The organism is Streptomyces sp. SL06 (assembly GCF_058244745.1).
In genome coordinates, this window is record NZ_JBSYOT010000002.1 from 2,801,543 (window position 1) to 2,819,063 (window position 17,521).

Sequence of the window (17,521 nt, forward strand, 5' to 3'; positions counted from 1 at the left end):
ACTGCGCCCCCGACGCCCGGCTTTTTATGGTCGCGGGAGCCAGGGGCGCAGCTGGAAAGCAGGGTGCTTCGGTGAACTACTTCTCGACGATCGCGAGCACGTCGCGGGCCGAGAGGACGAGGTACTCCTCGCCGTTGTACTTCACTTCGGTGCCGCCGTACTTGCTGTAGAGCACAACGTCGCCGACGGTGACGTCGAGCGGAAGACGGTTGCCGTCCTCGAAGCGGCCCGGACCCACGGCCAGGACGACGCCCTCCTGGGGCTTCTCCTTGGCGGTGTCCGGAATGACCAGGCCCGAAGCCGTGGTCTGCTCGGCGTCGAGCGGCTGGACCACAATGCGGTCCTCGAGCGGCTTGATGGCAACCTTGGAGCTGGCGGTCGTCACGATCCGACCTCCCCCTTCGGAGATCTCACGGGGTTAACTGTCTGAGGTGGCGACCAGGTCGATCCGTCGTCGCGGGTGCCGGACCTGCCCGTCGCGTTGTTGGCACTCTCCGGTGGGGAGTGCCAGACCTGAGACTATGACCGCGATTAGCACTCGGTCAAGCGGAGTGCCAATGCCGACGGCGAGTCGGCGAGGTTTTCCGGTGGACACCGGCCGGCGTCGAGGCCACTCACCGGGTCACAGGTAGTCCTCCAGGCGCCCCACCCGCAGCCCCTGCGCCTCGATCTCCGCCAGCAGACGTTCCGTACCGGCCGGGTCGGCGGCCACGATGTCGCCGGGCCGCAGGCGGTGGTCGCCGCGGGTGTAGGCGAGGGTGCCGTCGGGGCCGAGGGCCGCCCGCCACAGGACGAGGGCCGTGATGCCGCAGTCGGCGGCGGCGCGCAGGGTCGTGGTGTCGTACGTGCCGTGGGGCGGGCGGAAGAGGCGGGGGCTGACGCCGAAGCGGGACTTGAGCTTGGTCTGCTGGCCGCAGACCTCGGCGCGCTGGCCGGCGTAGGGCAGGCCGCGCAGGGAACGGTTCTCGAGGGTGTGGTTCTGCAGGCTCGCGCCGACCGAGCGCAGCCCGGCGAGTCGGCCGTACGCCGGCCCCGCGACGGTGTCGGTGAGGAACAGGGTGACCGGGAGCCGCCGTTCCCGGATCAGGTCGGTGAGGCGGGGGTCGCGCTCGGCGCCGTCGCCGTAGGTGAGGAAGACGACCCGGTCGGCGGTGCGGACGCGGTCCACGACCGGCGGCAGCCCTTGCCCCCGGTCGCCGCCCTGGGCGGGCTCCGGGGCCGCGGGGCGGTCGGCGGGGCCGGTGAGCCGGCCGCAGCCGGCGACCAGGACGACGGCCAGGGCGGCCCCGGCCGTCCGGAACCGCCCCCGCCTCACAGGTAGTCCTCCAGTCTGGCCACCGCGTACCCCTCGGCGGTGACCTTCTCCAGGAAGCGGCGGACCAGGTCGGTCATCGTGCCGTCCCAGTCCGCACGGCCCCGGAAGTGCGTGAGGACGATGTCCCCGGGGTGCAGGGCCCGGTCCCACTCGCGGTACTCCCAGTGGTCGACGTAGACCTCCTCGCTCCAGATCGGCGCGTACGCGATGCCGCAGGACTTGGCGGCGCGCAGGGTGTCGCGGTTGTAGTTGCCGAAGGGCGGGCGGAAGAGGGCGGGGCGCTTGCCGTAGCGCTTCTCCATCACGTCCTGCATGCCGCAGATCTCCCGCTTCTGCTCCTCGTAGGTGAGGCCGGGCAGGTAGGGGTGGCTCAGGGTGTGGTTGTTGAGGGTGACCCCCTGGGCCTGCATCTTCTTGAAGTAGCCGTAGTCGTCCTTGATCTCCTCGTCGGTGAGGAAGGCGGTGTACGGGATCTTCAGCTCGCTCATCATCCGCAGGAACTCGGGGTCCTTCTCGGCCCCGTCGTCGATGGTGAGGAAGACGATCTTCTCCTTGGTGGGGACCGTGGTGAAGACCGGCGGGAGGTTCTCCTGGCCGGCCACCTCGAAGCCCTCGCGCGCCTTGATCCGGGGCTTGTCGGCGGGGGGCGGCGGGGCCGCCAGCGGGACCTTCTTCAGGCTCCAGCGCTTGGCGGCGGCGACCCGGGCGGCCTGGGCCGCGCGCGCCTCGCCCGCGCCGTCGGCCGCGCGGGCCGGTGGCGCCTGTGCGGGCTGCTGGCCGCCGGCGCCCCGCGTCCCGGAGGTCTCCTGCGCACAGCCGGAGGCGAGGGCGGCGACGGCGAGCACCGCGGCGGTGACGCCGCGCCCGCGCAGTCCGGTGGGTGTCGTCCGGAAGGTCCGCGACGACCTGCTTTTGTCATTTTGTACGACTTGTCGCATGGTGCCGGATCCTCGCAGTCCCCGACCACCGGACCCCGCCCGACACCACGCCGGAAGCGCACCGTCCACCGACTGGCCCACAATGAGGCGGTGAACGACCTCCACGCCCTGCGCACCCTGCTCACCCCCGAAGGCCGCGCGCTCCTCGACGAGGTGCGCGACACCGACCCCGCACGGGAGTTGGCCGTCGCCACCCGGCTGCGGCGCACGCATCCCGTCGAGCTGGTGTCGGCGGCGCTCGGGCAGGCGCGGCTGCGGCAGCGGGCGGTGGCGAAGTTCGGCGCCGGGGACGCCGGGCGGATGTTCTTCACCCCCGACGGGGTCGAGCAGTCCACGCGGGCGAGCGTGGCCGCCTACCGGGCGCGGCGGCTGACGGCCCTGGGCGTGACCTCCGTCGCCGACCTGTGCTGCGGGATCGGGGGCGACGCGATCGCGCTGGCCCGCGCGGGCATCCGGGTGCTGGCCGTCGACCGCGACCCGGCGACCGCCGCCGCGGCCCGTGCCAACGCCGGGGCGCTGGGTCTCGAGGACCTGATCGAGGTGCGCGAGGCGGATGTCACGGAGGTGGACACGGGCGGGTACGACGCCGTGTTCGTGGACCCGGCGCGGCGCGGCGGACGGGGGAGGATCTTCGACCCCGAGGCCTACTCGCCGCCGCTGTCCTGGGCCGTGGAGGCGGCCCGTACGGCATCCCGCGCCGCCGCTCTCAAGGTCGCGCCCGGCATCCCGCACGAGGCGGTGCCCGCCGACGCGGAGGCCGAGTGGATCTCGGACGGCGGCGACGTGAAGGAGGCGGTGCTGTGGTTCGGCGGCACGCCCGGTGCGGTGCGGGCCACCCTGCTGCCGGGGCCCCGCACCCTGCTCGGCACCGGCCTGCCCGACCCGGAGGTCCGCACCCCCGGCCGGTATCTGTACGAGCCCGACGGCGCCGTCATCCGCGCCCATCTGGTCGCCGAGGTCGCCGAGCGGGTCGGCGGCGGTCTGCTCGACGCGACCATCGCGTACGTCACCGCGGACGACCTGCGTCCGACGCCGTACGCGACGGCGTACGAGATCACCGACCGGATGCCCTTCAACCTCAAGAAGCTGAAGGCGCTGCTGCGGGAGCGCGAGGTCGGCACGCTGACCGTGAAGAAGCGGGGCTCGGCGGTCGAGCCGGAGGAACTGCGGCGCAGGGTCGGCCCACGGGGTCCGAACGCGGCCACCGTCTTCCTGACCCGCGTCGCGGGGGCCCCGGCGATGCTGATCGGCCGCCCGGTCCGCTAGGGCCTGGGGCGGCGGGAGAGGTCGGAAGAGCCTCTCAGCGCAGCGACTCCCACAGTTCGGTGGCCTCCGGTTCGCGGGCGACCACCCGGTTGGCGTCCCAGGGGGCCGGGTCGACCGGCATCGTCACCGTGCGTACGTCGTCCGCCGACAGGCCGCCCAGGCTGCGGCCGAGGCCCGTCAGCTCGCCCAGCGAGTCCAGGCCGGTGTCGGTGGTCAGGCTGCCGGTGACCGCGTCGGCGACCTGGTACAGCCGGGCGGGGTCGGTGAGCAGGTCGGTGGCGGAGATCTGCTCCAGCAGGGCCTTGACGAGCTTGTGCTGGAGCTCTATCCGGGCGAGGTCGCTGCCGCCCTCCAGTCCGTACCGGGTGCGGGCCAGGCCGAGGGCCTCGGTGCCGTCGAGGTGATGGGTGCCGGCGTCCAGGTGCAGGTGGCTCTTGTCGTCGTCGATGTCCACGTCCGTGGTGACGGTGACCCCGCCGAGCGCGTCGACCAGCTTGGCGAAGCCGGAGAAGTCGATCTCGACGTAGTGGTCCATGCGCACCTCGGTGAGCGCCTCGACGGTCTTGACCGCGCAGACCGGCCCGCCCAGGGCGTAGGCGGTGTTGAACATCGCGCTGCTCGCCTCCCGGGTCGAACCGCCGGACGGCAGCGGGCAGGACGGCCGGGCCACGAGGGTGTCGCGCGGGATGCTGACGACGGTGGCGGCGGTCCGGCCGGCGTCGAGGTGGACGACCATCGCCGTGTCCGAACGGGCGCCCTCGCTGTCACCGCCGCCGAGTTCCCGGTTCTCCGTGCCGCCGCGCGAGTCGGAGCCGAGGACCAGTATGTTCAGGGCGCCGGTGGCCACCGGGGCTCCGGAGGGCGCGGCGGAGGAGCCGGTCCCCGGGCGGTCGTCGCCGAGCGCGCCGTTGATGTCGACGCTCCTGATGTTGCCGTTCAGGTGCCAGTAGGCCCAGCCCGCCGCCGCGATGCCGAGCAGCAGGGTGCCCGCCAGGACCAGGCCGGCCGCCTTCAGCCCCTTGGAGCGCCCGCCCTGCCCGTCCCGCGCCGCCATGCGCCCGCCCCCGCCCGTACCGGTCCCGCTCGCGTCCTCACCCGAATGCCCCATCAGGAGGAACATAAGTCCGAATTTTAGGGAACGGGCACCTGCGGGCCGACATTCTGCGTAAATTCTCAGACTCGGCCGGCGGGCCGGTCCCCGGGCGGGAGCGGCGGACGCAGGCGGCAGGGGGCCGCGGTCACCCTGCCGAGGGCGCCGCCGTACTGCTGCGCACCTCCAGGCTGGTGGCCAGCTCCACCCGGGTCGCCGCGGTGGAGCCGTCGTCGCGGGCGAGGTCCAGGACCAGGCGGGCCGCGGCCTCGGCCATCTCCATGAGCGGCTGCCTGACCGTCGTCAGCGGCGGTCCCACCCAGCGGGCCACCGGCAGGTCGTCGAAGCCGACCACGCTCAGGTCCTGCGGGATGCGCAGCCCCAGTTCGCGGGCGGCCTCGTACAGGCCGAGCGCCTGGAGGTCGTTGCCGGCGAAGACGGCGGTCGGCCGGTCGGGGCGGCGCAGCAGTTCCAGGCCCTGCCGGTAGCCGGCCTCGTGGTGGAAGTCGCCGGTCACGACGAGGTCCGGGTCGACCGGCAGCCCGGCCGTCTCCAGGGCGGCCCGGTAGCCGTCGACCCGGGCCCGGCTGCACAGCATCCGGGTGGGGCCGCTGATCGCGCCGATTCGGGTGTGCCCGAGGTCGACCAGGTGCCGGGTGGCGGCGAGTCCGCCCTGCCAGTTGGTGGCGCCGATGGACGGCACGTCGGCGCCCGGGTCGCCGGCCGGGTCCATCACGACGAACGGGATGGAACGGCTGGTGAGCAGGGCCCGCTGGGGCTCGTCGAGGTCGGACAGCACGAGGATCACACCGTGCGGACGGCGGGCGGCGACCTGGTCGGCCCAGGTGCGGCCGGGCGTGAGGCGGCCCGCGCTCTCGGAGAGCACGACGCTGAGCCCGGTGTCCCGCGCCACGTTCTCCACGCCCCGGATGACTTCCATCGCCCAGGCGCTCTCCAGCTCGTGGAAGACCAGGTCGATCAGCGGAGAACGGGTCGACTCGGCACGCCGGCGCCGGTAGCCGTGGACGCGCAGCAGCTCCTCCACGCGGGCCCGGGTCGCCGGGGCGACATCGGCGCGGCCGTTGAGCACCTTCGAAACAGTCGGCGCCGACACACCGGCCTCACGCGCGATCTCGGCGAGCGTCGCGGTCTGCGCGGACCGCTTCCGCGTCGGGGTTTCAGCGGGCTGCGGGGTTGTCATGGCGGCGATCGTAACCCCGTTGAGCCCCCTGACGAAGACCTCGGCAACCCGCGGACCCCGGAAGATTCGTATACCTGGCCGAAACATTCGCCCCTGGCTCGGGCGCGGGAGGGGCGGCACGGGATGTCACCGGCCGCCCCGGTTGTCCGGTCGACGCGTTGCCCGCCGGATCAGGCACCGAGCGACTCGAACCGCCACCGGTGCACCGCCCGCGTGATCAGTTCCCCGCCGGGCTCCGGGAGTTCGGGGAGGTCCGCGTCGTAGTCGGCGTCCCACCATGTGATGACCAGCACCCGGTCCTGCGGGGCGCGGAGGGTCTCCCGGCGGAGCGGGGTGCGGGCCAGTGGCTGGGCGCGGGCCCAGGACAGCAGGTCATCGCCGCGGCCGGGCAGCGCACGGGCCTCCCACATCAGCGCGACCGTCACGAGTACAGGTTCTCCCTGCCGGCCTCGTGAGCGTGGTCGTGCGGGTGACCGTGGCCGGGCACGTGCGGGTCCGTCACCGGCAGCGACGAGTCGGCGGACAGGTCCCAGTCGGAGGCCGTCCGGTTCCGCGCGACCATCTCGGCGCCGAGGGCGGCCACCATCGCGCCGTTGTCCGTGCACAGCTTCGGCCGCGGCACCCGCAGCCGGATGCCGGCCGCCTCGCAGCGCTCCTGGGCCAGGGCCCGCAGCCGGGTGTTGGCGGCCACGCCGCCGCCGATCATCAGATGGTCCACGCCCTGGTCCTTGCAGGCCCGCACCGCCTTGCGGGTCAGCACGTCCACGACCGCCTCCTGGAAGGAGGCCGCCACGTCCCGCACCGGCACCTCCTCCCCCGCCGCCCGCCTGGCCTCGATCCAGCGGGCCACGGCCGTCTTCAGACCGGAGAAGGAGAAGTCGTACGCCGGGTCGCGCGGCCCGGTGAGCCCGCGCGGGAACGCGATCGCGGCCGGGTCGCCCTCGCGCGCGTACCGGTCGATCACCGGGCCGCCGGGGAAGCCCAGGTTCAGCACCCGGGCGATCTTGTCGAAGGCCTCGCCGGCCGCGTCGTCGATCGTGGCGCCCATCGGGCGGACGTCGGAGGTGATGTCCGAGGACAGCAGCAGGGAGGAGTGGCCGCCGGAGACCAGCAGGGCCATCGTCGGCTCGGGCAGCGGGCCGTGCTCCAGCTGGTCGACGCAGATGTGCGAGGCGAGGTGGTTGACGCCGTACAGGGGCTTGCCGAGGGCGTAGGCGTACGCCTTCGCCGCCGAGACGCCGACCAGCAGGGCGCCGGCGAGGCCGGGACCCGCGGTGACGGCGATGCCGTCGAGGTCGCGGGCGCTCACCCCGGCCTCCTTCAGGGCGCGCTCGATGGTCGGAACCATGGCCTCCAGGTGGGCGCGGCTCGCCACCTCCGGCACGACCCCGCCGAAGCGGGCGTGCTCGTCGACGCTGGACGCGACGGCGTCGGCCAGCAGGGTGGTGCCCCGGACGATTCCGACGCCGGTCTCGTCGCAGGAGGTCTCGATCCCCAGGACCAGAGGTTCGTCAGGCATGGTTGTCGGTTCCTCGCTCGGTTCCCGGTACGGAGGTGGAAGGGTCGGTCAGGCGCATCACCAGGGCGTCCACGTTCCCCGGCTGGTAGTAGCCGCGTCTGAAGCCGATGGGCTCGAAGCCGAAGCGCTCGTACAGGCGCTGGGCGCGCGTGTTGTCCACCCGGCACTCCAGCAGCACCTCGGTGCACTCGAAGGCGGTCGCCGCCCGCAGCAGCTCGGTCAGCAGCCGCGCGCCGAGACCGGTGCCCCAGTGGTCGCGGGCGACGGCTATGGTCTGCACGTCGGCCTGCTCGCCCGCGGTGACCAGGCCCGCGTAGCCCACGACCCGGCCGTCCACCTCGGCGACCAGGTACCGCCGGGTCGCCCCGGGGCCGCGCGCGTGGGCCAGTTCGGACCAGAACATGCCCCGCGACCAGGCGTCCTCCGGGAACAGCTCGCGCTCCATCCGGAGCACGGGGTCGATGTCCCACCAGCGCATCTCGCGCAGTCCGGCGGGCACGGGCGGGGTCGCGGGCTCGGTCGCTTCGGTCACTTGGGGGTGACCACCTTGTAGTTCCTGGGGACCTGGGCGTCGGGCCTGCGCAGGTACAGCGGCCGGGGCGCGGGCAGTTCCTCGCCGGCCGCCAGCCGCTCGGCGGCCAGCCGGGCCAGGGCGGCGGCGGACACGTGCACGGGCTCGTGGGCCCGGGGGAAGGTGTCCGGGTACAGCAGCGCGCCCGCGCCGACGGCGGGCAGGCCCGCCACCCGGTCGGCGATGTCGGCGGGGCGGTCGACGGAGGGGTCGGTGAGGCGGGTGCGGGAGTCGGCGTACCGGGCCCAGTAGACCTCCTTGCGGCGGGCGTCCGTCGCGACCACGAAGGGGCCCTCCAGGTCGGCGGCGTAGGCGAGGCCGTCCAGCGTGCACACGCCGTGCACGGGCACGCCGAGCGCGAGCCCGAAGGTGTCCGCGGTCATCAGGCCGACCCGCAGTCCCGTGTACGGGCCGGGGCCGATGCCGGCGACGATGCCGGTGACGGCGTCCAGCCGGAGGCCGGCCTCGGTGAGCACCCGGTCGACGGCGGGCAGCAGCAGCTCACCGTGCCGGCGGGCGTCCACCTGGCTCGACGAGGCGATGACGTCCGTACCGTCGTGCAGCGCGACGGTCACGGCGGGCGTGGCGGTATCCAGAGCGAGCAAGAGCACACAAACACCCTACGGCGCCGCACGCCCCACACCGGACGCCCGACCAACAAAACGACAACCCCGAACGAAGCCGCCTGCGGCAGCGGGGGCGGGCCTCACGGGGAGCCGTACGGCAGACCACGCGGGACCTTGCGGCCGGCAACCTTCACGGGAGCGACCGGCGGGCTCCCCGGGGGGCGGCCGGCAACCTTGCGGGAGCGGGCGACCGACCATGCGGGGCCGCAGGGGGCCTTGGGGCGGACCTTGTCGCAGCGGCCGACAAACCACGCCAGGCCCGCGACGGGCGGACCTCACGAGAGCAACCGGCAACCCGTGCCCGGACTTGCGGCCAGTGGCCCTCGCGGGAGCGGGCGGCAGACCATGCGGAGGCCATGCGGTGGGCCGCCCGAGGGTCATGCAGTGGACGATCTCACGGCAGCAACCGACAGACCGCGCGAGAGCCGACCGGCAGACCGGCCGGGGGCCATGCGGTGGGCCTCGCAAGAGCAACCGGCAGACCGGCGGGGGCGGCCTCGGCCAGTCGACCTCCCGGCAGCGACCGGCGAGCCCCGGGGGCCGGCGACCTCGCGGAAGCGGGCGGCAGGCCATGCGGAGGCCACGCGGTGGACCTCGCGGCAGCAACCGACCACCGCGCGAGGACCGATCGACGGACCTCGCAAGGGCAACCGGCAGACCGTGCGAAGACCGACCGGCGGAACGCCCGAGAGCAACCGGGGGACCTCGCGGGGGCTTCAGCCGGCGGGCCTCGCGGCGGCGGCCGGCGGGCCCTGGGCGAGGGGCGCCCGGCGGGCCTCGTGGGAGCGGGCCGTGGGCCCGTCGGGGGTTCGTCAGGGGGACGTTCCGACAAGGTGTCGGCAAGATGTTGCGTTTTGGGGGTTGCGCGTGGTCACATGGTAGTCAGTTCGTGGTTAGGCATGCCTAACCACACCCGCCCCCGACCTTCAGGAGGCGTCCATGTCGGAGAACGATGCGCAGAGCCGGCCGAGGCCACAGTCACCCGTGCCCGCCGGGCCGTCCATGCACGAGCTGCTCGCGTCCTGCGCGGCCGCGGCCGTGATCTCGACGCCCCCGCCCGCACCCGGGCCGGAGGCGTGCCGGCCCGTCGGGGAGCACCGCGAGGCCGCCTGAGAGGCCGGGGCACCGGGCACCCGGTCACGGGACCACGACGACCCGCTGTCCGATCGTCGCGAACGCCCACATGGCGTCGCCGTCCGCGCGGGTCTCCCGGATGCCGCCGGTGCGCCCGCCCGGGTCGGGCTTCGCCGTCGAGTCGCCCACCGGCGCGCTGAACCCGATGGCCACGCCCTCCGTGCTCGTGAACCGCACCACGTGCTCGATCAGGACGCCGTCGGTCCCGACGACCCGGTTCGACCGCGACGTGACCGCGTAGACACCCGGCGCCGGGTCGACCGCGCCGGGCGTGACCTCGAAGGTGCGCCGCACCCTGTTGCCCGGGTCGACCAGCCAGACCCGGTCGTCGTCCACCGAGTACACCACCCGTTCGCCCCGCCCGGACCCCGCGGGAAGGGCCTCGGGATGCCGCCGGTCGCGGGGCGCCTTGACGGCGCCGGGAGCGGGCGTACTGCTCGCGTGGGTCCGGCCGAGACCGGACGGGGCGCCGGCCGAGGCCTGGTGGGTGAGGACACCGATCGCCACGAGGGCCGCCGCGGTGAGGCCGGTGACGAATACGGCGCTGCTGCTTGCCACGGGCGACCACCTCGTCGTCGTACACAGGGCATCGGTTTCCCGGCGACGGTAGCAGTACGTGTGCACTCGGTCGCGATGAGCGACACGGGCCGGTCCCGCGAGGGGAACGCCCGGCTCAGCGGGCGAGCGCGCCCAGGTCGGCCGCGGCCCAGCGCTCGCCGATGCCGGTCAGCGTCACGTGCCGCACCTCGTCGGTGGTGTCCCCGACGGCCCGCCGGATCCGCAACCGCAACCGGTCCTCGGTCAGCTCCTCGACCTTGCCCTCGCCCCACTCGACCACGATCACCGAGTCGGACAGCGAGAACGTCCAGATCGAGGTCCTCCATCTCGTCCAGGCCGCCGGACAGCCGGTAGGCGTCGACGTGGACGAGCGGCGGACCGTCGCCCAGCGAGGGGTGCACGCGGGCGATCACGAAGGTCGGTGAGGTGACGGCACCGCGTACGCCGAGTCCCTCGCCCAGTCCCCGGGCCAGGGTCGTCTTGCCCGCGCCCAGCTCCCCGCTGAGCATCACCAGGTCGCCGGCGCGCAGCCGTCCGGCGAGCCTGCGGCCCAGGTCCCGCATCCGCTCCGGGGAGGTGACGGTGATCTCAACGTCGTGAGCGGGCTCAGCCGGGCCCCGCCGTGCTGCTGGTGCTTCCATAACCGGCAACGGTAGTCGCCGCGGGCAGCGCCCCCGCGCGGACGAGCAGGTCGGCGAGCCGGTCGGTGACCAGCTCCGGATGCTCCAGCATCACCAGGTGGCCCGCGTCGGGGACGAGCACCAGCTCGGCGTCCGGCAGCAGGTCGGCGATCTCCTCGCTGTGCTCGCTGGGCGTGACCAGGTCCCGCACCCCGGCCAGCACGAGGACCGGCAGGCCGGCGAAGTGGGCGAGGGCCTCGGTCTTGTCGTGGTCGTTGAAGGCCGGGTAGTACTCGGCGACCACGTCGATCGGCGTCGACTCGATCATCCGCTCGGCGAACCGGGCCACGGCCGGATCGATGTCCCGGGACGCGAACGAGTACCGCTTGATGATCCCGGCGAACAGGTCCGCCGTCGCCCGCCGCCCCTTCTCCACCAGCTCGGCCCGCTGCCCCAGCGCCTTCAGCACGCCCGGCAGCACCCGCCGGACCACATTGACGCCGGCCACCGGCAGTCCGAAGTTGACCTCGCCGAGCCGCCCGGAGGACGTGCCGACCAGGGCGACGCCCACGACCCGCTCGCGGATCAGCTCGGGGAAGGCGTCCGCCAGGGCCATCACGGTCATGCCGCCCATGGAGTGCCCGACCAGCACGATCGGGCCGTCGGGCACGGCCGCGTCGATGACGGCCTTCAGGTCGCGGCCCAGCTCGTCGATGGTGACCGGCAGGCCGTCCCGCACCTGGGACACGCCCCGCCCGGAGCGGCCGTGGCTGCGCTGGTCCCAGTGCACGGTGCGGACGAGGCCTCTGAGGGCCGCCCGCTGGAAGTGCCAGGAGTCCTGGTTGAGGCAGTAGCCGTGGCTGAAGACGACGGTCACCGGGGCGGGCGCCTTGCGGCCGAAGAGCCGCCTGCGGCGCCGGGTGAGCGCGGACTCGGCCTCCGGATCGAACGTCGTCGACCTCGTAGTACAGCTCGGTGCCGTCGTCGGCGTACGCCTTGCCGGGGGTGCCGCGCAGTCCGCCGTACGGGCCCGCCGAGTCGAGGGCGAGGCGGGCCCGCTGGCGCATCCCGCGGCCGACGGTGAGCCGTTCTATCGCCACGCCGGCCGCGGCGCCCGCCGCGACCACGCCTATGGCCACGCCGGCGATGCCGGTCGCCCGGCGCCAGCCGCCGGCCGCCGCTTCCGTGGCGGAGGCGACGGCCGCCGCGACGGACGCCGCGTTGCTCTCGCTCACCTGCACCGCTCCTCTTCGCCGGGCCGCTGTGCGGAACCCGCCTGGTCGCCGATTCACCTGACCGCGCGCCGCGCGCGTCACGCCGTGGACGGACGCGGCACCCGGTCGCGTCACTCGTTCACATGGACGCGCGGAACGCGTGTTCCGATCCGGGTGACGATCTCGTACGCGATGGTGCCCGCCGCCTGTGCCCAGTCCTCGGCGGTGGGCTCACCCCGGTCGCCGGGCCCGAACAGCACCGCCTCGGCGCCCGGTTCCGGACGGTCCCCGCCCAGGTCGACGACGAACTGGTCCATCGCGACGCGCCCCGCGACCGTGCGCCACTTGCCGTCGACGAGGACCGGACCGGTGGAGGAGGCGTGGCGCGGGATGCCGTCGGCGTAGCCGAGCGGGACGAGGCCGAGGGTGGTCTCGCCCGGGGTGGTGTAGTGGTGCCCGTAGCTGACGCCGTGGCCGCCGGGGACCCGCTTGACCAGGGCCAACGAGGCGGCCAGCGTCATCACGGGGCGCAGTCCGAAGTCGGCCGGGGTGCCGATCTCGGGGCTGGGCGAGACGCCGTACATCGCGATGCCGGGCCGTACGAGGTCGAAGTGGCTCTCGGGGAGGGTGAGCGTGGCCGGCGAGTTGGCGATGTGCCGCACCTCGGGGCGCACGCCCGCTCCCTCGGCGTACGCCGTCATCTCCCGGAAGCGGGTGAGCTGGGCGGCGATGGAGGGGTGACCGGGCTCGTCGGCGCAGGCGAAGTGCGACCAGAGTCCGGTGACGCGCAGGAGCCCCGCGTCCTCGGCCCGCAGGGCCGCGCGGACCAGTTCCTCCCAGTCCTCGCCCGGCTGGCAGCCGCCCCGGCCGAGCCCGGTGTCGGCCTTGAGCTGCACGCGCGCGGGAAGCCCCGCCAGTCGTGCCGCCCCGGCGACCTCCTCCAGCGCCCACAGCGCGCCGACGGACACGTCGAGACCGGCCTCGACGGCCTGGCGCCAGGGGCCGCCCGGCGTCCACAGCCAGCACATGATCCGCACGTCGTCCGGCAGCCCGGCCTCCGCGCGCAGCGCTAGGGCCTCCTGCGGCGTGGCGGTGCCCAGCCAGGTCGCGCCCGCCGCGACGGCCGCGCGGGCACACGGGATCATGCCGTGGCCGTAGGCGTCGGCCTTGACGACGGCCATGAGAGCCGCCCCGGGGGCCCGTTCACGCAGCGCGCGTACGTTGGCCCGCAGGGCGGCGAGGTCGATCTCGGCGCGGGCCCGCAGTACCGCGTCCCGCCGAGCAGCTGTCTCACTCATCGTGCCCCAGTCTCTCAGAGCACCCGGCCGGGGCTTTCGCCGCAGCGCCAGTCGTTAAGGTGCCCGGCATGAGCATCATCGGGGTCGGGATCGACGTGGCCGAGGTCGAGCGGTTCGGGGCGTCGCTGGAGCGCACGCCGGCCTTGGCCCGGCGGCTCTTCATGGAGAGCGAGTTGCTGCTGCCGAGCGGTGAGCGCCGGGGCGTCGCCTCGCTCGCCGCCCGCTTCGCCGCGAAGGAGGCGCTGGCCAAGGCGCTGGGCGCACCGGCGGGCCTGCTCTGGACGGACGCCGAGGTGTACGTCGAGGACAGCGGGCGGCCACGGCTGCGGGTGACGGGGACGGTGGCGGCGCGGGCGGCCCGGCTGGGGGTGACCTCGTGGCACGTGTCGCTGAGCCATGACGCGGGGGTGGCGTCGGCCGTGGTGATCGCGGAGGGGTAGGTGCCGGGTGACGGGGCGCCGCACAACCGTCCCCCCCCCACCGTGCGTGTTCGCGGCGCACGGGGAAGACTCGACGGCATGCGGACTGCGTACAGCGTGGAGACGGTCAGGACGGCCGAACGGGAGTTGATGGCACGGCTGCCGGAGGGGGCACTGATGCAACGGGCCGCGGCCGGGCTGGCCGCCGCCTGCGCGGAGGTGCTCGGGCGGGTGGCCGGACGGGTCTACGGCAGCCGGGTGGTGCTGCTGGTCGGAAGCGGGGGCAACGGCGGTGACACCCTGTACGCCGGGGCGCGGCTCGCCCGGCGGGGGGCGGGCGTGACGGCCGTGCTGCTCACGCCGGAGCGCGCGCACGGCGGAGGGCTGGCGGCGCTGCGCCGGGCGGGCGGCCGGATCACGGAGGCCGGCCCCGGCCCCGGCTCCGGCCCCGGCCCCGACGACACAGCCGGGGATCTGATCGCGCGGGCGGACCTGGTCCTCGACGGCATCGTCGGGATCGGCGGCAAGGGCGGGCTGCGCGAGGAGGCGGTGCCGCTCGCCGACGCGGCGGCGCGGTCCCGGGCCGCCGTCGTCGCCGTCGACCTGCCGAGCGGCGTCGACGCGGACACCGGGCAGGTGCGGGGGGCGGCGGTGCGGGCCGACCTGACGGTGACGTTCGGGGCGAACAAGCCGGGGCTGCTGATCGATCCCGCGCGGGAGTACGCCGGTTCGGTGCGGCTGGTGGACATCGGGCTGCCGCTGCCGGCCGACGCGGCCGAGCTGGAGGCGTTGCAGCACGCGGACGTGGCGCGGCTGCTGCCGGTGCCGGATGCCGAGAGCGACAAGTACCGGCGCGGGGTCGTGGGCGTCGCCGCCGGGTCGGCCCGTTATCCGGGGGCGGCCGTGCTCGCCGTCGCCGGGGCGCTGCGGGGCGGTGCCGGGGCGGTGCGGTACGTCGGTCCGGCCTGGGCCGAGGTGATCGCCCGCTTCCCGGAGACGCTCGTGTCCCACGAGGGGCCGAAGCGGGCGGGGCGGGTGCAGGCGTGGGTGGTCGGGCCGGGGGCCGGTGACGACGCCGGGACCGTGGCGGAGGTGCTGGCAGCGCAGGTGCCGGTGCTGCTCGACGCGGACGGGCTGAGACTGGCCGATGTCGGGGCGGTGCGGGCGCGTACGGCGCCGACGCTGATGACGCCGCATGCCGGGGAGGCGGCGGCGCTGCTCGGGGTGGACCGGGAGAAGGTCGAGGGTGCGCGGCTGGCCTCGGCGCGGGAGCTGGCGGGGCGGTACGGGGCGACGGTGCTGTTGAAGGGGGCGACGACGCTGGTCACCGGGGCGGAGGGAAGGCCGGTGCGGGTCAACTCGACGGGGACGCCGTGGCTCGCGACGGCGGGCAGCGGGGACGTGCTCTCCGGCCTCGCGGGGTCACTGCTGGCGGCGGGGCTCTCGGCGCTGGACGCGGGAAGCGTGGGGGCGTATCTGCACGGGCTGGCGGGACGGTTCGCGGCGAAGGGCGCACCGGCGGGAGCGCACGACATCGCCGGTGCGATCCCCCGGGCGTGGCGGGATGTGCGGGACTGAGCGGCGCCGTCGGCCCGCCGAACTCCATGGCGACAAGGGCTGCGACTGTCCCCATCCGCGTCGATGGCTCCGCGAGCGGAACATCGTCCCTCGCATCGCCCCCCGCGGGGTCGAGAACTCACCACGCCTGGGCCCAGTACCCGTGGATCACCGGTGGCGGACCCGGGCGTACGCCCCGGCCGTCAGTCCATGCCCTTCTTGCCCGGCGTCCAGAACGGCTTGGTCAGGACCGCGCGTCGGTCCCACCCCGCTTCCTGGAGCGCTCGCCGCACTGCCTGCACGTCCCGTGCCTCCCCGGCGACATACGCGATCCCGCCGGGTTCGGGGGCGAGACGTCGTACCGCGTCCGGCAGTGACGTCTCGCCCCGGAGTACCCAGTCGAGCCGGTCGCCGCCCGCCAGGGGCAGCCGGTCCGCAGCTGTCGCCGTCTCGACGCACCCGGAGACGACGGCTTCCCCGGGCAGTGCCGCGAGCATCGCACCGAACGCGACCGAGGCCGTCTCGTCGCCGACGAAGAGGTGGCGGGCGGCGTCGGGGCGCAGCGTGAAGGTGCCCTCGGGGCGCCGCAGCCGCACCTGTTCGCCCGGTGCGACGGTGCGGCCCCATCGGGCGCCCGGTCCGCCCGCCGCGTGGTCCAGTACGCACAACTCGACGCCGCCGGACGGGTCGTAGTGCCAGATCGAGTACGTACGGAGGGTGAGTCCGCCGACCAGGACCCGCACCTGCTGGCCTGGCTGGACCTCCAGACCGGCCAGTTGTTCGCCGTCGATGCGCAGCCGACGCATCCGGGCGGTGACCTGCTCGGCCTCGGTGACGGTGCCGCGTACGGTCAGAAGATCGAGGACGGGGTTCAGGACAGCGGGCATGAAGGGCTCCTCAACGGGAGGTATTCAGCGGGAGGTTGAACGCGGGGCGAGCACCGGGCGACGCTCAGGCGTTGTTGGTCGTCAGAATGTCGGGGTCGTAGTGCTTGGCGTACGCGTTCTCGACGCCCACGAGGATTTCGACGATCTCGAAGTAGTGGTCCCAGAACGGCGTCTCGCGCAACGCCTCGACGACCAACTGGAAAGCCTCGTGATCGCGTGCCTCCCAGACCCAGATGTCGGTGACGCGGGCCGTGTAGAACTCGGTGTCGTAGTAGCGCCAACGTACGTCCTCGGCCTTGTCCTTGATGGCGGGCAGAACGTTTTCCTGGAAGGCGGCGACGCGCTCCGGCACGGACATTTCCAACCAGGCGCGATTGGTCTTGAGGAGGACGAACGCCGTTACGGTGGGCTCGAAGTCGGACATGGAGGATCTCCTCGCGGGGTGCCGGACGGTGGTCGCGATGCGGTGCCGTAGGCCCTCGACGAGGCCGGGACGGTCAGATTCCAGCCGGGAGGCCCGCGCGCGACGAAGACGCGCACGGCTTTCCCTGTCCGGTTTCGGTTCACCGTGCTTCGAAACCATAGGGGGTATCGATACACGGTGTCTAGCTATCGTCAGGGCGATAACCAGTCAGGCTGTCTCGCTACCATGACGGGATGATCGAGGTGAAGGGGCGCGGCGGCCGGCCCCGCAGCGAGCAGGCGCGCGAGGCCGTCCTGCACGCTGTCGACGACCTGCTGCTGGAGGTCGGCTACGCGGCCCTGACCATGAAGGGCATCGCCCTGCGCGCGGGCGTCGGGCGGCAGACGGTCTACCGCTGGTGGTCGACGAAGGCGGAGATTCTCTTCGAGGCGTGTGTGGACGACGCCGAGGAGGAACTCGCCGTCGCGCCGTCGCGCACCCCGCTCGCCGAGATCACGTCCTACCTCGACGCGCTGGTGCGCTTCCTCGCCCACTCACCGGCCGGAGCCGGCTACCGCGCCCTGCTCGCCGCCGCGCAGCACGACCCGGCGGTGAAACAGTTGATCGCGACCAAGGACGTTCTCAGCGTCAGCGCGAGTGCCGTCCTGAATCGCATCGACCCGGCCCGGCCGGCCGGTGATCAAGCGATCGGCCGGCTGATCGGACCGGTCTTCTTCTGGATCATGAGCGGCCGCGACCCGGCGCAGCTCGACACGCACGAGCTGGCACGAAGCTTCCTCCAGGGCCTCGGATCTGAGGAATCCTGAAACCCGGACGCGGGGCCCGGCACCGCGCGCCGAGCGGGCGTGCGGTGCCGGGTCGATCTGGCGTGCGCCTCACGACCG

The 17,521-nt window shown here is 73.9% G+C and carries 18 protein-coding genes and 2 pseudogenes; 5 read left to right on the plus strand and 15 right to left on the minus strand.

Annotation, left to right across the window (positions count from 1 at the left end; genetic code table 11):
- Positions 1–76: 76 nt before the first annotated feature.
- The 3 genes from groES to AC4IHM_RS12590 all read right to left on the minus strand — a co-directional run bounded on the left by groES (position 77) and on the right by AC4IHM_RS12590 (position 2,253).
- Positions 77–385, minus strand: coding sequence for a co-chaperone GroES (gene groES / locus AC4IHM_RS12580; protein WP_010986397.1), 309 nt, complete (start codon positions 383–385; stop codon positions 77–79).
- Between the two features lie 237 nt (positions 386–622).
- Positions 623–1,315 (minus strand): polysaccharide deacetylase family protein, encoded by a 693-nt coding sequence (locus AC4IHM_RS12585; RefSeq protein WP_490867161.1) that lies wholly within the window; start codon positions 1,313–1,315, stop codon positions 623–625.
- Positions 1,312–2,253, minus strand: coding sequence for a polysaccharide deacetylase family protein (locus AC4IHM_RS12590; protein WP_490867162.1), 942 nt, complete (start codon positions 2,251–2,253; stop codon positions 1,312–1,314). The genes AC4IHM_RS12585 and AC4IHM_RS12590 overlap by 4 nt, the downstream gene beginning before the upstream one ends.
- Positions 2,254–2,343: 90 nt before the next feature.
- Between AC4IHM_RS12590 and AC4IHM_RS12595 the strand changes: the two genes are divergently transcribed.
- Positions 2,344–3,519: a class I SAM-dependent methyltransferase gene (locus AC4IHM_RS12595; RefSeq protein WP_490867163.1), complete on the plus strand. Its 1,176-nt coding sequence runs from the start codon at positions 2,344–2,346 to the stop codon at positions 3,517–3,519.
- Between the two features lie 34 nt (positions 3,520–3,553).
- Here the strand turns inward: AC4IHM_RS12595 and AC4IHM_RS12600 are convergent, their stop codons facing one another.
- The 6 genes from AC4IHM_RS12600 to tsaB form a co-directional block, all read right to left on the minus strand.
- The gene (locus tag AC4IHM_RS12600; RefSeq protein WP_490870819.1) at positions 3,554–4,573 is read right to left on the minus strand and encodes an LCP family protein; all 1,020 of its coding nucleotides are present in this window, start codon (positions 4,571–4,573) and stop codon (positions 3,554–3,556) included.
- Positions 4,574–4,757: 184 nt separating this feature from the next.
- A complete protein-coding gene (locus AC4IHM_RS12605) occupies positions 4,758–5,810 on the minus strand; it encodes a LacI family DNA-binding transcriptional regulator (protein ID WP_490867164.1) in 1,053 nt (350 codons plus the stop codon).
- 170 nt (positions 5,811–5,980) lie between these two features.
- Positions 5,981–6,235 (minus strand): hypothetical protein, encoded by a 255-nt coding sequence (locus tag AC4IHM_RS12610; RefSeq protein ID WP_490867165.1) that lies wholly within the window; start codon positions 6,233–6,235, stop codon positions 5,981–5,983.
- The gene (gene tsaD, locus AC4IHM_RS12615; protein ID WP_490867166.1) at positions 6,232–7,329 is read right to left on the minus strand and encodes a tRNA (adenosine(37)-N6)-threonylcarbamoyltransferase complex transferase subunit TsaD; all 1,098 of its coding nucleotides are present in this window, start codon (positions 7,327–7,329) and stop codon (positions 6,232–6,234) included. Before tsaD ends, AC4IHM_RS12610 begins: the two co-directional genes overlap by 4 nt.
- Positions 7,322–7,807 (minus strand): ribosomal protein S18-alanine N-acetyltransferase, encoded by a 486-nt coding sequence (gene rimI / locus AC4IHM_RS12620; RefSeq protein ID WP_490870820.1) that lies wholly within the window; start codon positions 7,805–7,807, stop codon positions 7,322–7,324. The genes tsaD and rimI overlap by 8 nt, the downstream gene beginning before the upstream one ends.
- 50 nt (positions 7,808–7,857) lie before the next feature.
- Positions 7,858–8,511 carry a tRNA (adenosine(37)-N6)-threonylcarbamoyltransferase complex dimerization subunit type 1 TsaB gene (gene tsaB / locus AC4IHM_RS12625; protein ID WP_490867167.1) on the minus strand — a complete coding sequence of 218 codons (654 nt, stop codon included), beginning with the start codon at positions 8,509–8,511 and terminating at the stop codon, positions 7,858–7,860.
- Between the two features lie 954 nt (positions 8,512–9,465).
- Here tsaB and AC4IHM_RS12630 point away from each other — a divergent pair.
- Positions 9,466–9,639 carry a hypothetical protein gene (locus AC4IHM_RS12630; protein ID WP_490867168.1) on the plus strand — a complete coding sequence of 58 codons (174 nt, stop codon included), beginning with the start codon at positions 9,466–9,468 and terminating at the stop codon, positions 9,637–9,639.
- Between the two features lie 24 nt (positions 9,640–9,663).
- Here AC4IHM_RS12630 and AC4IHM_RS12635 read toward each other — a convergent pair whose 3' ends face one another.
- The 4 genes and pseudogenes from AC4IHM_RS12635 to alr all read right to left on the minus strand — a co-directional run bounded on the left by AC4IHM_RS12635 (position 9,664) and on the right by alr (position 13,350).
- Positions 9,664–10,218 (minus strand): hypothetical protein, encoded by a 555-nt coding sequence (locus tag AC4IHM_RS12635; protein ID WP_490867169.1) that lies wholly within the window; start codon positions 10,216–10,218, stop codon positions 9,664–9,666.
- Positions 10,219–10,333: 115 nt separating this feature from the next.
- Positions 10,334–10,781, minus strand: a pseudogene (gene tsaE, locus AC4IHM_RS12640) (tRNA (adenosine(37)-N6)-threonylcarbamoyltransferase complex ATPase subunit type 1 TsaE).
- Between the two features lie 43 nt (positions 10,782–10,824).
- A pseudogene (locus AC4IHM_RS12645) lies at positions 10,825–12,073 on the minus strand (alpha/beta fold hydrolase).
- Positions 12,074–12,183: 110 nt separating this feature from the next.
- Complete coding sequence (gene alr, locus AC4IHM_RS12650; RefSeq protein ID WP_490867170.1) at positions 12,184–13,350, minus strand: alanine racemase; 1,167 nt, start codon at positions 13,348–13,350, stop codon at positions 12,184–12,186.
- 68 nt (positions 13,351–13,418) lie between these two features.
- On the opposite strand from alr, the gene AC4IHM_RS12655 reads away from it, so the two are divergent.
- Positions 13,419–13,790, plus strand: coding sequence for a holo-ACP synthase (locus AC4IHM_RS12655; protein ID WP_490867171.1), 372 nt, complete (start codon positions 13,419–13,421; stop codon positions 13,788–13,790).
- A 78-nt stretch (positions 13,791–13,868) separates the two neighbouring features.
- Positions 13,869–15,347 carry an NAD(P)H-hydrate dehydratase gene (locus tag AC4IHM_RS12660; protein ID WP_490867172.1) on the plus strand — a complete coding sequence of 493 codons (1,479 nt, stop codon included), beginning with the start codon at positions 13,869–13,871 and terminating at the stop codon, positions 15,345–15,347.
- A 182-nt stretch (positions 15,348–15,529) separates the two neighbouring features.
- Here the strand turns inward: AC4IHM_RS12660 and AC4IHM_RS12665 are convergent, their stop codons facing one another.
- Together AC4IHM_RS12665 and AC4IHM_RS12670 are read right to left on the minus strand one after the other, a co-directional pair.
- Positions 15,530–16,213 (minus strand): siderophore-interacting protein, encoded by a 684-nt coding sequence (locus AC4IHM_RS12665; RefSeq protein WP_490867173.1) that lies wholly within the window; start codon positions 16,211–16,213, stop codon positions 15,530–15,532.
- 64 nt (positions 16,214–16,277) lie between these two features.
- Entirely contained in the window at positions 16,278–16,637 is a 360-nt protein-coding gene (locus AC4IHM_RS12670; RefSeq protein ID WP_490867174.1) for a darcynin family protein, read from the minus strand.
- 233 nt (positions 16,638–16,870) lie between these two features.
- Here AC4IHM_RS12670 and AC4IHM_RS12675 point away from each other — a divergent pair, with 233 nt between their 5' ends.
- Positions 16,871–17,443: a TetR/AcrR family transcriptional regulator gene (locus AC4IHM_RS12675; RefSeq protein WP_490867175.1), complete on the plus strand. Its 573-nt coding sequence runs from the start codon at positions 16,871–16,873 to the stop codon at positions 17,441–17,443.
- The last annotated feature ends 78 nt before the right edge of the window (positions 17,444–17,521 follow it).

Excerpts from the sequence above, each read along its gene's own strand:
- AC4IHM_RS12630 (WP_490867168.1), top strand. The coding sequence starts at position 9,466 with ATGTCGGAGAACGATGCGCAGAGCCGGCCGAGGCCACAGTCACCCGTG.
- AC4IHM_RS12655 (WP_490867171.1), top strand. The coding sequence starts at position 13,419 with ATGAGCATCATCGGGGTCGGGATCGACGTGGCCGAGGTCGAGCGGTTC.
- AC4IHM_RS12675 (WP_490867175.1), top strand. The coding sequence starts at position 16,871 with ATGATCGAGGTGAAGGGGCGCGGCGGCCGGCCCCGCAGCGAGCAGGCG.
- AC4IHM_RS12665 (WP_490867173.1), bottom strand. The coding sequence starts at position 16,213 with ATGCCCGCTGTCCTGAACCCCGTCCTCGATCTTCTGACCGTACGCGGC.
- AC4IHM_RS12660 (WP_490867172.1), top strand. The coding sequence starts at position 13,869 with ATGCGGACTGCGTACAGCGTGGAGACGGTCAGGACGGCCGAACGGGAG.
- AC4IHM_RS12590 (WP_490867162.1), bottom strand. The coding sequence starts at position 2,253 with ATGCGACAAGTCGTACAAAATGACAAAAGCAGGTCGTCGCGGACCTTC.
- AC4IHM_RS12605 (WP_490867164.1), bottom strand. The coding sequence starts at position 5,810 with ATGACAACCCCGCAGCCCGCTGAAACCCCGACGCGGAAGCGGTCCGCG.
- AC4IHM_RS12600 (WP_490870819.1), bottom strand. The coding sequence starts at position 4,573 with ATGGCGGCGCGGGACGGGCAGGGCGGGCGCTCCAAGGGGCTGAAGGCG.
- tsaD (WP_490867166.1), bottom strand. The coding sequence starts at position 7,329 with ATGCCTGACGAACCTCTGGTCCTGGGGATCGAGACCTCCTGCGACGAG.
- rimI (WP_490870820.1), bottom strand. The coding sequence starts at position 7,807 with ATGCGCTGGTGGGACATCGACCCCGTGCTCCGGATGGAGCGCGAGCTG.
- AC4IHM_RS12670 (WP_490867174.1), bottom strand. The coding sequence starts at position 16,637 with ATGTCCGACTTCGAGCCCACCGTAACGGCGTTCGTCCTCCTCAAGACC.
- alr (WP_490867170.1), bottom strand. The coding sequence starts at position 13,350 with ATGAGTGAGACAGCTGCTCGGCGGGACGCGGTACTGCGGGCCCGCGCC.